At 68.6% G+C, this 12,503-nt stretch carries 10 protein-coding genes; 6 read left to right on the top strand and 4 right to left on the bottom strand.

Annotated features, from left to right (window positions below; genetic code table 11):
• Positions 1-55 precede the first annotated feature (55 nt).
• The 4 genes from chvE to ACIPSE_RS00310 all read left to right on the top strand — a co-directional run bounded on the left by chvE (position 56) and on the right by ACIPSE_RS00310 (position 5,839).
• Positions 56-1,162, top strand: a complete 1,107-nt coding sequence (gene chvE / locus ACIPSE_RS00295) for a multiple monosaccharide ABC transporter substrate-binding protein (protein WP_401655724.1) — start codon at positions 56-58, stop codon at positions 1,160-1,162.
• Between the two features lie 51 nt (positions 1,163-1,213).
• Positions 1,214-2,764 carry a multiple monosaccharide ABC transporter ATP-binding protein gene (mmsA, locus tag ACIPSE_RS00300; RefSeq protein WP_401655727.1) on the top strand — a complete coding sequence of 517 codons (1,551 nt, stop codon included), beginning with the start codon at positions 1,214-1,216 and terminating at the stop codon, positions 2,762-2,764.
• Positions 2,761-4,005 (top strand): multiple monosaccharide ABC transporter permease, encoded by a 1,245-nt coding sequence (gene mmsB, locus ACIPSE_RS00305; RefSeq protein ID WP_401655729.1) that lies wholly within the window; start codon positions 2,761-2,763, stop codon positions 4,003-4,005. The genes mmsA and mmsB overlap by 4 nt, the downstream gene beginning before the upstream one ends.
• A 277-nt stretch (positions 4,006-4,282) precedes the next feature.
• A complete protein-coding gene (locus tag ACIPSE_RS00310; protein ID WP_401655731.1) occupies positions 4,283-5,839 on the top strand; it encodes a pyridoxal phosphate-dependent aminotransferase in 1,557 nt (518 codons plus the stop codon).
• A 39-nt stretch (positions 5,840-5,878) separates the two neighbouring features.
• Here ACIPSE_RS00310 and ACIPSE_RS00315 read toward each other — a convergent pair whose 3' ends face one another.
• Both ACIPSE_RS00315 and ACIPSE_RS00320 read right to left on the bottom strand, forming a co-directional pair.
• Complete coding sequence (locus ACIPSE_RS00315) at positions 5,879-6,829, bottom strand: arabinan endo-1,5-alpha-L-arabinosidase (RefSeq protein WP_401657602.1); 951 nt, start codon at positions 6,827-6,829, stop codon at positions 5,879-5,881.
• Between the two features lie 172 nt (positions 6,830-7,001).
• Positions 7,002-8,360, bottom strand: a complete 1,359-nt coding sequence (locus ACIPSE_RS00320; RefSeq protein ID WP_401655733.1) for a DUF3500 domain-containing protein — start codon at positions 8,358-8,360, stop codon at positions 7,002-7,004.
• A gap of 370 nt (positions 8,361-8,730) precedes the next feature.
• Here ACIPSE_RS00320 and ACIPSE_RS00325 point away from each other — a divergent pair, with 370 nt between their 5' ends.
• The gene (locus ACIPSE_RS00325; protein WP_401655735.1) at positions 8,731-9,498 is read left to right on the top strand and encodes an intradiol ring-cleavage dioxygenase; all 768 of its coding nucleotides are present in this window, start codon (positions 8,731-8,733) and stop codon (positions 9,496-9,498) included.
• 115 nt (positions 9,499-9,613) lie between these two features.
• On the opposite strand, the gene ACIPSE_RS00330 is transcribed toward ACIPSE_RS00325, so the two are convergent.
• On the bottom strand, positions 9,614-10,267 hold the full coding sequence (locus tag ACIPSE_RS00330; protein ID WP_401655737.1) for a DUF4360 domain-containing protein: 654 nt from the start codon (positions 10,265-10,267) through the stop codon (positions 9,614-9,616).
• A 269-nt stretch (positions 10,268-10,536) separates the two neighbouring features.
• Here ACIPSE_RS00330 and ACIPSE_RS00335 point away from each other — a divergent pair, with 269 nt between their 5' ends.
• A complete protein-coding gene (locus ACIPSE_RS00335) occupies positions 10,537-11,385 on the top strand; it encodes an intradiol ring-cleavage dioxygenase (RefSeq protein ID WP_401655739.1) in 849 nt (282 codons plus the stop codon).
• A 71-nt stretch (positions 11,386-11,456) separates the two neighbouring features.
• Here ACIPSE_RS00335 and ACIPSE_RS00340 read toward each other — a convergent pair whose 3' ends face one another.
• A complete protein-coding gene (locus tag ACIPSE_RS00340; protein WP_401655741.1) occupies positions 11,457-12,368 on the bottom strand; it encodes a sulfite exporter TauE/SafE family protein in 912 nt (303 codons plus the stop codon).
• Positions 12,369-12,503: the final 135 nt, after the last annotated feature.

Consider the following 12,503-nt stretch of genomic DNA (forward strand, 5'->3'; position numbering starts at 1 on the left):
ACAGGTGCTGAACCTCAACGCCCCTGGCCTCTCTAGAACATCAAGGAAGATGATCATGCGAAACCGCAGAGCTGCCCTCGCCGCCATAGCCGGAGCCGCCTCCCTCGCGCTCACCCTGTCCGCCTGCGGCCAGAACAGCGACGGCGGCAGCGAGGAGAGCAAGAGTGACGCCAAGGGCGGCACCATCGGCATCGCCATGCCGACCAAGTCGTCCGAGCGCTGGATCGCGGACGGCAAGAACGTCGAGACCAACCTCCAGAAGCTCGGCTACAAGACCAAGCTGGTCTACGGCGAGGACGAGCCCGACCAGCAGGTCTCGCAGATCGAGAACCTGATCACCCAGGGCGTCAAGGCCCTGATCGTCGCGGCGATCGACAACAAGTCGCTCAACAACGTGCTCCAGGAGGCGAAGGACGCGGGCATCCCGGTCATCGCCTACGACCGCCTCATCCTCGGCACGCCGAACGTCGACTACTACGCCTCCTTCGACAACACCAAGGTCGGCGAGCTCCAGGCCGGCTACATCGTCGAGAAGCTGGGCCTGGAGAGCGGCAAGGGCCCGTTCAACATCGAGCTCTTCGCCGGCTCCAACGACGACAACAACACCAAGTACTTCTTCAACGGCGCGATGAGCGTCCTGAAGCCGTACATCGACGACAAGAAGCTGGTCGTCAAGTCCGGCCAGGTCGACCTCAACAAGGTCACCACGCTGCGCTGGGACGGCGCCACCGCCCAGCGCCGCATGGACGACATCCTGACCGGCTCCTACAAGACCGGCCGGGTCGACGCGGTCCTGTCCCCCTACGACGGCATCTCGATCGGCATCCTGTCCGCCCTGAAGTCCGACGGCTACGGCACCAAGTCCAAGCCGCTCCCGGTCCTCTCCGGCCAGGACGCCGAGCTGGCCTCCGTGAAGTCGATCATCGCGGGCGAGCAGACGCAGACCGTCTACAAGGACACCCGTGAGCTGGCCAAGGTCGCGGCGAACATGGTGGACGCGGTCCTCAACGACAAGAAGCCCGAGACCAACGACACCAAGACCTACGACAACGGGTCCAAGGTCATCCCGGCCTACCTGCTGAAGCCGGTCAGCGTCGACAAGACGAACTACGAGTCGATCCTGGTCGACGGCGGCTACTACACCGCGGACGAGCTCAAGTAGTCCCCGTCCCCTGTAGCCGCTTGTAAAAGATCCAGATTGGAAGGCACGACCATGGCGGGACCCGTCCTGGAAATGCGCTCGATCGTCAAGACCTTTCCGGGCGTCAAGGCGCTCTCGGACGTCACACTGACCGTCCGGCAGGGCGAGGTCCACGCCATCTGCGGTGAGAACGGTGCCGGAAAGTCCACCTTGATGAAGGTGCTTTCCGGCGTCCATCCGCACGGCACGTACGAGGGCGACATCCTCTTCGAAGGAGAGCTCTGCTCCTTCAAGGACATCCGCGCGAGCGAGGCCCACGGCATCGTCATCATCCACCAGGAACTCGCGCTGGTGCCCTACCTCTCCCTCGCGGAGAACATCTTCCTCGGCAACGAGCACGCCTCGCGCGGGTTCATCGACTGGCGCGAGACGCTCAAGCACGCGAGCGAGCTGCTGCGCCGGGTGGGGCTGAGCGAGCACCCCGAGACCCGGGTCGCCGACATCGGTGTCGGCAAGCAGCAGCTGGTGGAGATCGCCAAGGCGCTCTCGAAGAAGGTGAAACTGCTCATCCTCGACGAGCCGACCGCGGCGCTCAACGACGAGGACTCCGGCAAACTCCTGGACCTGATCCTGGAGTTGAAGAAGCAGGGCATCACCTCGATCATCATCTCGCACAAGCTCAACGAGATCCGCAGGGTCGCCGACTCGGTCACGATCATCCGGGACGGGCAGACCATCGAGACCCTCGACGTGACGTCCGAGGAGACCACCGAGGACCGGATCATCTCCGGCATGGTGGGCCGCGACCTCGACCACCGCTTCCCCGAACGCACCGAGTACGCCGGTGAGGTGGACGCGGCACCGGCCCTGGAGATCCGGGACTGGACCGTGCACCACCCGATCGACCAGCAGCGCAAGGTCGTCGACGACGTGTCGATCCATGTGCGGCGCGGAGAGATCGTCGGCATCGCGGGCCTGATGGGCGCGGGCCGCACCGAGCTCGCGATGAGCGTCTTCGGCCGCTCCTACGGCCGGCACGCGGCGGGCACGGTCCTGAAGGACGGCGCGGAGATCCGCACCAGGTCGGTCCCCGAGGCCGTCGGGCACGGGATCGCCTATGTCACCGAGGACCGCAAGCACTTCGGCCTGAACCTCATCGACACCATCAACCGCAACATCTCGCTGAGCGCCCTCGACAAGGTCGCCAAGCACGGTGTGGTGGACGAGCACGAGGAGCGCAAGGTCGCCGAGCGCTTCCGCAAGTCGATGAACATCAAGGCCCCGACCGTCTTCGAGCCGGTGGGCAAGCTGTCCGGCGGCAACCAGCAGAAGGTCGTCCTCAGCAAGTGGATCTTCGCGGGTCCCGAGGTGCTGATCCTGGACGAGCCGACCCGCGGCATCGACGTCGGCGCCAAGTACGAGATCTACACCGTCATCGACCAGTTGGCCGCACAGGGCAAGGCGGTCGTCTTCATCTCCTCCGAGCTGCCGGAACTGCTCGGTATGTGCGACCGCATCTACACGATGGCCGCGGGGCGGCTGACCGGCGAGTTCTCGCGGGCCGAGGCCTCACAGGAATCGCTGATGCGCCAGATGACCAAGGACAAAGAGGTAACCCGATGAGCACGGATGTGACCGCCAAGACGCCGGCGCCGGCGCCGCCCGGCAAGAGCGGATCGGCCTCCGGTGACAACCTGTTCCAGCTGATGCTGGACGGCCTGCGCCGCAACATGCGCCAGTACGGCATGCTGATCGCCCTCGGCCTGATCGTCACGCTGTTCGCGGTCTGGACCGACGGGGACCTGCTGCTGCCGCGCAACGTCTCCAACCTGGTCCTGCAGAACAGCTACGTGCTGATCCTCGCGATCGGCATGATGCTGGTCATCATCGCGGGCCACATCGACCTGTCGGTCGGTTCGGTGACGGCGTTCGTCGGCGCGTTCGCGGCCGTCCTGACCGTGCAGCACGACGTGCCGTGGCCGCTGGCCATGGTGCTGTGCCTGGCGGTCGGCGCGGTCGCCGGTGCCACACAGGGCTTCTTCATCGCGTATCTCGGCATACCCTCGTTCATCGTCACGCTGGCCGGCATGCTGGTCTTCCGCGGCTTCACGGAGATCCTGCTGGAGGGCCAGACCCTCGGCCCGTTCCCGGACGGCCTGCAGAAGATCGGCAACGGCTTCCTGCCGGAGGCCGGCCCCGAGACCAACTACCACAACATCACGCTGCTGCTCGGCCTCGTGCTGATCGTCTTCGTGGTGCTCCAGGAGGTCCGGGACCGGGGACGCCAGCAGGAGTTCTCCCTCGACGTGCTGCCCAGGAACATCTTCCTGCTCAAGCTCGTCTCGATCGTCGCGGCGATCCTCGTCGTCACGATGCTGCTCGCCAGCTACAAGGGCGCCCCGATCGTCCTGCTGATCCTGGGCGCGCTCGTCGTCGGCTACGGCTACGTGATGCGCAACTCGATCTTCGGCCGGCACATCTACGCGATCGGCGGCAACCTGCCGGCCGCGAAGCTGTCCGGTGTGAAGGACAAGAAGGTCACCTTCCTGGTCTTCCTGAACATGGGCGCGCTCGCGGCCCTCGCGGGTCTGGCCATCGCCGCCCGGCTGAACGCGGCGTCCCCGAAGGCGGGCCTGAACTACGAACTCGAGGCCATCGCCTCGGCGTTCATCGGCGGCGCGTCGATGAGCGGCGGTGTGGGCACCGTCCTGGGCGCGATCATCGGCGGTCTCGTCCTCGGCGTGCTCAACAACGGCATGAACCTGCTCAGCGTCGGCTCCGACTGGCAGCAGGTCATCAAGGGCCTCGCCCTGCTGGCCGCGGTCGGATTCGACGTCTGGAACAAGCGCAAGTCCGGTTCGTAGCAGGCCAGTTGGCCGTAGAGTCGGCAGGGCCCCGTCGTCTTCGGCGGGGCCCTGCCCATGGGCGCGGTCCGGGCCGGCCGGTGCCGATGAGGTGCAGATCGCGGGCCCCGGCGTTTGACCCCTCACAGGTGGGGCACAAGTTCTTACCAATTTCTCAGTGGTTGAACAGCGTCACCCCAGTCTCCGTATGTAAGGGCGGCCCGTGCTCCCCCGCGCGGGCCACCCAAAGACGACGGACCCGGTCCTCCCCACCGGGCCCGCCCCATACGGAGGTTCCATGGCCAACAACGTCACCTCGCTGTTCCAGGCCACCGCAGCGCACAGCCCCTCGATGGCTGCGCTGACGCGAGCGGCCGGCGACGGGGCGGGGCCGATCGACTTCTGTATCCCGGTCAATCCCTACTTCCCCACCCCGGGGATGTGGGACGAGATGTCGGGTCGGCTGCGCGACATCATCACGTACTACCCGAGCAGCGCCGACACCATCACCTCCGAGCTCTGCAACCTCCTCCAACTCCCGCCGTCCGCGGTCGCGATGGGCAACGGCTCGACCGAACTCATCACCTGGATCGACCACCTGCTGGTCCGGGAGTCCCTCGCCATCCCCGTCCCCACCTTCGGCCGCTGGACCGACCAGCCGATGGAGACCGGCAAGCGCGTCGACATGTTCCCGCTCCAGGAGTCCAGCGGCTTCGCCCTGGACCTCGCGCAGTACGCCGAGTTCATCCGCGCCCGCGGCACCCGCGCGGCGGTGATCTGCAACCCGAACAACCCCGACGGCGGCTACCTCCACAAGCACGCGATCGTCCAGTTCATGGACGCCATGGCCGACCTGGACCTGGTCGTCATCGACGAGAGCTTCCTGGAGTTCGCCGACGCGGAGGCCGAGCCCTCGGTCGTCCAGGAGGCGATGCTGCGGCCGAACGTGATCGTGCTGCGCTCGCTCGGCAAGAACTTCGGCCTGCACGGCATCCGCTTCGGCTACATGGTCGCCAACCCGGCGCTCGCGGGCCGGGTCCGCTCGATGCTGCCGAAGTGGAACCTCAACGCCTTCGCCGAGTACGTGGTGTTCATGCTCAAGGAGCACGGCGCCGAGTACGCGCAGAGCCTGCACCAGGTGTACCGGGACCGTCTCGACATGGCGAGCCAGCTCTCCGCGCTGCCGGGTCTGACGGTCTACCCCTCCCAGGGCAACTTCCTCTTCGTGCGCCTGCCCGTGGGCGCCGAGGGCACCGTGGTCCGGGACCGGCTGCTCACCGAGCACCGCATCCTGGTCCGCGAGTGCGGCAACAAGATCGGTTCCTCCAGCCGCTTCCTGCGGCTCGTGGTGCGCCCCCAGACGGACGTGCGTCGCCTGGTGTCCGGCCTGGAATCGGTGCTCTACGGGACCAGGAGGGGAGCGGGCGCCGTGCCCGAGCTGGCTACCGGGACCAGCTACAGCTCGGGCACGGCGGCCGTGGACCGGCTCGTCGGGGCGACCAACGGACAGGGCATGCAGGGGCTCGCGGCGCAGGCCGTCGGGATGCAGCCGGCCCCGCCGATGCAGCCCCAGCCCATGCCGGTCCAGCCGATGCCGGTCCAGATGCCTCAGCCTCAGCCGATGCCGATGGCCCCGGCGATGGCACCCGCCGCGATGGCCCCGGCGCCGGCGCCGGCCCCCTCCCCCTTCGCCACCTCCGGTGGCCCGACCCCGCCGGGGGTACCGGCGCGGGGCGGGCTCACGGCCGCTCAGGTGCGGGGGACCAACGGGCTCACGCCGGCGCCGGCGCCCGCCTGGCCCAACTCGCCCTCGCAGAGCTGGCCCAACGCGGCGGGCATGGGACAGACCGGCTGAGCCCCGCCCGGCCGGGGACCGGGACGCGTCGGCCCGTCGTCAGTAGGCGACGGGCCAACCGGTGCTCCAGCTCAGGAGGTTGATGCCGAGCTTGGGTGTGCCGCCGTCGTTGCCGTCGTAGTAGTGGTAGACGATCAGGTCGCCGTCGGAGTCGTTCATGATCGACTGTCCGCCGGGGCCGATGACACTGCCGTGGCTCTCCAGGACGGCCGTACCGCCGTTGTTGAGCATGGAGACGCCGTTCGCGTCGTAGTAGGGCCCGGTGACGCTGGTGGCGCGGCCGACCTTGACCTTGTACGTGGAGCTGGTGCCGGAGCAGCACACGTCGTACGAGGCGAACAGGTAGTAGTAGCCGTTGCGTTTGACGATGTACGGCGCCTCGACGGCCTTCGTCCCGGTGGGGCGGGAGGCCAGCGAGTAGCGGGTGGTGTTGGAGGAGAGCTGCTTCCCGGTGGACGGGTCGATCTGGATCATCTTGATGCCGGTCCACCAACTCCCGAACGACAGCCACCACTTGCCGTCGTCGTTCACGAAGAGGTTCGGGTCGATGGCGTTGTAGTCGCTGGATCCGGACGACGTGTAGACGATGCCGTAGTCGGACCAGGAGCCCGGCAGGCCCGTCGTCGATCCGGCGAGTCCGATGGCCGAGGTGTTCGAGCCGAAGGACGAGACGGAGTAGTACATCAGGTACTTGCCGCCGTGGTACGAGATGTCCGGCGCCCAGGCCTCCGGCACGGACGAGTACGTCGACCACCAGCTCGGCCTGGAGCCGAAGGCGTCGGAGCCGGCGCTGAACGCGGTCCGGTCCGTGGAGGTCCTGTAGCTGATGCCGCCACCGGTGGCGTACAGCAGGTAGCGGCCCGCCGAGGTGCGGATCATCGTCGGGTCGTGGACCACCGTGCTGCCGGTGACGGTCCCGGGGTTGGGGTACGCGGACGCCGTGCCCGGGAGCAGGGCCAGCAGGACGGCGGCGGGCAGGGCGAGGAACATGCGGGAGGTGCGGCTCACGCTGAGGCTCCTTGTGGGGGTTCGGTCCGAAGGAACGGTCCGTTCGACATACCGATCGCCGATCAGATACTCGAACGGACCGTAGAATCGAACCCCTTGCGCGTCAATGGTCCGCGCAGCCCCGGCGGTCGCCCCGCCGACGGCCCCGGTCGCCTCAGTGGTCGTTCTCCAGATGCAGCTTGAGCAGGTCGATGCCGTAGTCGCCGCCGTTGGGCGTACGGACGATGGTGTGGATGTGCTCCTGGGACGGGGTGCCGCCGCCCATGCCCATGCCGCCGCCGGGGCCGCCCGCGTTCGCGTCGGCGCTCGCACTCGCGCTCGCGCTGGGGCTCGCGGAGGAGTCACCCTTGTAGAAGAGCGGGGCCTGGGCGTCGTACTCGATCAGGACGACCGGGCTGTGCACCCGGTAGTAGAACGCGGAGTCGTCCTCCGTCTCGCCCATCCAGAAGAAGTACGTGTCGTCGAGGTGCTTCTCCACCTCGGTCATCTTGACCTCGGCGTGCCCCTCGTTGACGTAGCCGACGTACACCTTCGCCAGGGCGAGCAGCTTCTTGCGCTGGGCGGCAGTGAGGTCCGAGCCCTTGACGCCCTCGTAGGGCAGCTTGAGGTTGTCCTGGCCGGCGCCGGCCTTCATGTCCTCGTTGCCGTTCTCCTGCGAGGAGACGGCCTTGGCGCGCTGGGCCGAGGTCAGGGAGCGGACCATGGCCAGCCCGGCCTCGGTCTCGGGCCGGAAGAGCGTGATCTTCTCGCCCTGGTAGGTGGCCGTGGTGGGCTCCGAGCCCATGAAGGTCGGGGTCATCACCACCTGGTCGCCGAGCACGAAGTAGTTGATGGCGACGTGGTGGCCCTCGTACTGGAAGCCCCACGGCTTCGTGGTCGACGGGGTGCCCATGAAGGTGAAGAAGTAGTGGCCCTCGGTCAGGGTCTTCTGGTTGCCGCCGTTGGAGTCTCCCAGGAACGCGTTGAGCTTCATGATGCCGCGGGTCTGGGTGAGACCGTCGGCGGACAGGGCCTTGCCGAGCAGCGCGTAGCCCAGCTCGCGCTTCTTGTCCGTGAGGTCGCCCATCCGGACGCCCTTGCGGTCGTAGCCGTCGACGTTGCTCCAGGCCGTCCATTCGTCGGCGTCGACGTCGAAGGTGCAGGACTTGCGCTCCTTGGCGGAGAGCCCGTCCAGGAAGGCCTGCGCCGCCGCGACCAGCGCGTCCGTGGAGACGTCCGTGGAGTGGATCGTGTACAGGTCGTCGATGACGGTGCCGTCGGCGGTGACGCCCTTGACGTCGGCGTACTTCACCTGGGAGGCGCCGGGGCCCATGCCCCCGCCGCCACCTCCGCCGGGGCCGCCGGACGGCATCCCGGACGGGGCGCCCGAGGAGGAGGAGGCGGTGTCGGAGGAGTTCGAGGAGCAGCCGGTCATGGTCGCCACGGCGGCGACTCCGCCGGCCAGCAGCGCCTTGTTCATGAACCAGCGGCGGCTGCGCTCGGCGTCGGGGGTTCGGGGTCGGTGTCCATGCATGACGGCCAACGTCCCGGACCAACCTGAAGCGTTGCTGGCCGGAACCTGTGAGCGCGCGCCGCCCGGCCGGGAAACGGTGGAGCGGCATTCGGACATCCCGCGAGCCGTGGCGGACGGAGCGGCGACGGGGCCCGTGCGCCGCCGACGCGCGACCCCGCCGCCCGAACGGCGAGGGTGACGGCCACGGGGCGGCGACCGCGAGGCGTGCGGGGCCGGACGCGCCCCTCCGCGAGGGCAGCCGCGCGGGCCGCCCATCGGCCGCACCGCCGACCGGTGCGCCAAGCGGCGTGTCCGGCAGGGATCTTGACGGACCGTCACTTTGCCTAACTGACAGCTCTCCGACAGGGACCCTTTCTACGGTGCCGTGTTCATGACAGACACTTCGGAAGCAACCCCCACCCCGGTCGGGCGCCGCACCGTTCTGATCGCCACCGGCGCCACGGCGGCAGCGGTCGCCGTGGGCGCCGCCGCGCCCGAAGCCCCCACAGCCGACGCGGCCGACGCCACACCCGTCGCCGCCGCGGCCGTCTGCACCCTCACGAAGGAGATGACCGAAGGCCCCTACTACCTCGACGGACAGTACGTCCGCGCCGACATCACCGAGGGCAAGACCGGCTTCCCCCTCAAGCTGGCCCTCACCGTCGTCGACGACGACACCTGCGCCGTGATCCCCAACGCCCTCGTGGAGATCTGGCACTCCGACGTCCTCGGCGAGTACTCCGGGTACGTCGGCAACAACGGCCACAGCGAGCCGGACAGCGGCACCTTCCTGCGCGGCGGCGTGCTGACCGACTCCAGCGGCGTCGCCAACATCACCACCGTGTACCCGGGTTGGTACCGGGGCCGCTGTGTGCACATCCACGTCAAGGTGCACGTCAACGTGACGCTCACCTCCGACGGTTCGTTCACCGGCGGCACCGAACTCCACACCGGACAGCTCTTCTTCGACGAGACGATCACCACCAGGGTCGCCGCCGTCTCGCCGTACACGACCAACACGGTCACCCGCACGACCCTCGCGCAGGACTCCATCTACGACGACGCCGGCGCGTCCTCCGGTCTGCTGACCCTCACCGCGATCGGCAGCAGCCCCTCGGCCGGCTACACCGGAACCCTGACCCTCGGGGTCGAACGCTGACCTGACCCGACCTCCCCGGCACCGGGCCGCGCCCACTCCTCGGAGCGGGCGCGGCCCCTCTTCGTGCCCCGTTCCTCGCGTCCCGTTCCTCGCCTTCCTCTCTTCGCGTCCCGGGTCAGGACTCCGGGCACTCCTTCCAGGCCAGGTGGTACACCGTGCTGATGTCGCCGTCCGTGGAGTCCATGGTCATGAAGCTGACCTTGTCCGCGGAGGTCGTGCCCGCGGCGACCCGCAGCTCGGTGTTGATGTTGAAGTTGCGCTGGACTCCGCAGGGCGCCCAGACCAGTTGGGCCCAGTCCGTGGTGTCCGTGGCCTGCCAGTTGTCGTTGAGCGGTCCGCTGAAGGGGTGCGAGCGCGAGGCCGTGCTCGGTGAGCCCTGGAAGTAGTAGGAGGCCCTCTGGGTGCCCGTCGCCCCGCTCTGGAGGGCGGCGAACCCGCGGTAGTCGGCGCTGGCGATGGCGTAGGTGAAGCCCTGGGGCACGTGCACGATCAGGTTGAGCTGACAGTTCTTGCGGAACGCCGTCGGGTCCGACCCCCCGCCCGCCTGGGCGAGGTAGTCGCTGTAGGTCACCGTGAACGCCGTGTTGTCCTCGGACACGGCCACCGCGGTCGTGCCCGCCGGGCAGCCGGAGCCGTTCACCGTCGCGACCTTGATGACGATCTTGTCCGGGGGCGGGTCCTCGAACCCGCCGGCCGGGGCGGCCTGGGCGGGCAGTGCGGTGGTGAGCAGAGCGGCGACCGCGCCGCTCAGCAGGAGTCCACCGGTCATGGTCTCTCCTAGGGATCGGGGGGTGGCTTCGCCCCGGGCCCACCGACACAGCTGTGTGCTTCCTGTGAAGACCCGAGGCGCGAACGCATCGTAGGAAGGCGCGCGGCGGAGGGTCAGGGTGAACTCAAGCCATTCACAGGCGTTGCTTTCACATCGCTCGCACAGTGTCCGAACTCTCGGGAAATAGAGGGGTGTTGAGGAATCCGTCCCCAGGTCATTCACAGCCGCACATCAAGGATTTCTTCAGATGGGTCCCTAACTTCGTCCCCATGACGGGAAACAACACCGAGCACCACGAAGTCAACGATTCCAACGAACAGCGGGAAGCCGGCAGGCACCGCATCGACCCGGGCGTCAAGCGGCGCCGGGTCCTCATCGGCGGCGGCAGTGTCGCCGTGGCGGGCGGCCTCGCGGTGGCCGGCTTCGCCTCGGCCGACACCGGCGCCACCACGGAGGGAGCCACCACCGAGGCGGCGGTCGCCGACGCGTCGTCGACCAGCGGCGTCTGCGTGCTGAACGCCGAGGTCACCGAGGGCCCCTACTCCCTGGAGGGCGCCCTCGTCCGCGAGGACATCCGGGAGGACAAGGAGGGCTTCGAGGTCCAGTACACCTTCACGGTCGTCGACACGGCGGACGACTGCGCCCCGCTGGCCGACGCCCTGGTGGAGATCTGGCACTGCGACGCCCTCGGCGAGTACTCCGGCTTCGTGGGCGGCAACGGCCACGACGAGGAGGACAACGGGACGTTCCTGCGCGGCGGCCAGATGTCCGACGAGAACGGCGAGGTCAGGATCACCTCCATCTGGCCCGGCCACTACGTGTCCCGCGCGGTCCACGTCCATATGCGGGTGCACACGGACGTGACCCTCACCGACGACTCGTACACCGGCGGCGAGATCATCCACACCGGGCAGCTCTTCTTCGACCCGGACATCAACACCGAGATCCAGGCGGCCTCGCCCTACTCGGCGAACACCACCAGGGAGACCGCGCTGGCGGACGACTCGATCTACGACGACGGCGGCGCCTCCTCGGGCCTGCTGACCCTGACCGCCCTCGGCTCCGACGTCTCCGACGGCTACGCGGCGACCCTGACCATCGGCGTCAGCTCCTCCTGAACCGACGGCGGTGACCCCGAGTGCACCGGGGTCACCGCCGGCCCGCTTCCCCAGCCACGTTCACCGGGCCGTCACGCGTTCGCGGGCTCCGGGGCCGGTTCCGTGGCCGATTCCGTCGCCTCCTCCTGCCGGTAGGCGCGGATCGAGTACGTCAGGGCGGCGGCCCACACCACGTACAGGACGATGTACACCGGGATGCTGAGCGCGCTGCTCGCGCCGATCCAGTCGCTCTTCAGGAGCGTGCGGACGTTGGTCACGATGATGATGCCGCCGACCGCGGAGCCGAGGACCCGCGGCGGGACCAGCCGGACCAGCCAGGCGGCGACGGGCGCGGCGACCAGGCCGCCGAGCAGGAAGGCGAGGACCCAGCTCCAGTCGAGACCCTGGGAGCCGAGGGAGAACAGGAAGCCGAGGCTCGCCGCGACCGCGACGAGGAACTCGCTGGTGTCGATCGAGCCGATCACCTTGCGCGGCTCCATCCGGCCGCTGGCCAGCAGCGCCGGAGTGCCGACCGGCCCCCAGCCGCCTCCGCCGGTCGCGTCCAGGAACCCGGCGACCAGACCGAGCGGCGAGAGGAACCGCTTGCGCAGCGGCTTGCCGAGCCGGTCCTTGGGCAGCCCGCGCAGGGTGAAGCGGGACATGACGTAGAGGCCGAGGCCGAGCAGGATCAGGGACATCACCGGTTCGGCGAGTTCGGTGGAGAGGTTCGACAGGACCGTCGCGCCGAGGAAGGACCCGATCGCGCCGGGGACGCCGATCTTGAGGACGACCTTCCAGTCCACGTTCCCGAAGCGCCAGTGCGAGGCGCCCGACATCAGCGTCGTGCCGATCTCGGCGAGGTGGACGGTGGCCGAGGCCATCGCCGGGTTGGTGCCGAGGGCCAGCAGCAGCGTGGTGGAGGTCACGCCGTAGGCCATGCCGAGGCTGCCGTCCACGAGCTGGGCGCCCAGGCCCGCGAGGGCGAGCAGGATCAGGGTGCGCATGGGGAGGGTCCCGTCGTCGTTTCCTGGCTTTCCCACCGGTGAGGTAGGGATGGACGGGAGGGGACGGTAGGCGGTGAATCTGAGGACAGCCTTAGCGGGAGATGGGGACGTTCACAGACAACGCCCCGCGCGCTG

The sequence above is a fragment of the Streptomyces sp. NPDC090106 genome (assembly GCF_044747265.1).
In the GTDB taxonomy this organism is placed as follows: domain Bacteria; phylum Actinomycetota; class Actinomycetes; order Streptomycetales; family Streptomycetaceae; genus Streptomyces.

Bases quoted from the DNA above. Each gene is read 5' to 3' on its own strand.
- ACIPSE_RS00340 (WP_401655741.1), bottom strand. From the start codon at position 12,368: ATGCGCACCCTGATCCTGCTCGCCCTCGCGGGCCTGGGCGCCCAGCTC.
- ACIPSE_RS00335 (WP_401655739.1), top strand. From the start codon at position 10,537: ATGACGGGAAACAACACCGAGCACCACGAAGTCAACGATTCCAACGAA.
- ACIPSE_RS00325 (WP_401655735.1), top strand. From the start codon at position 8,731: ATGACAGACACTTCGGAAGCAACCCCCACCCCGGTCGGGCGCCGCACC.
- mmsA (WP_401655727.1), top strand. From the start codon at position 1,214: ATGGCGGGACCCGTCCTGGAAATGCGCTCGATCGTCAAGACCTTTCCG.
- chvE (WP_401655724.1), top strand. From the start codon at position 56: ATGCGAAACCGCAGAGCTGCCCTCGCCGCCATAGCCGGAGCCGCCTCC.
- ACIPSE_RS00310 (WP_401655731.1), top strand. From the start codon at position 4,283: ATGGCCAACAACGTCACCTCGCTGTTCCAGGCCACCGCAGCGCACAGC.
- ACIPSE_RS00320 (WP_401655733.1), bottom strand. From the start codon at position 8,360: ATGCATGGACACCGACCCCGAACCCCCGACGCCGAGCGCAGCCGCCGC.
- mmsB (WP_401655729.1), top strand. From the start codon at position 2,761: ATGAGCACGGATGTGACCGCCAAGACGCCGGCGCCGGCGCCGCCCGGC.
- ACIPSE_RS00315 (WP_401657602.1), bottom strand. From the start codon at position 6,829: ATGTTCCTCGCCCTGCCCGCCGCCGTCCTGCTGGCCCTGCTCCCGGGC.
- ACIPSE_RS00330 (WP_401655737.1), bottom strand. From the start codon at position 10,267: ATGACCGGTGGACTCCTGCTGAGCGGCGCGGTCGCCGCTCTGCTCACC.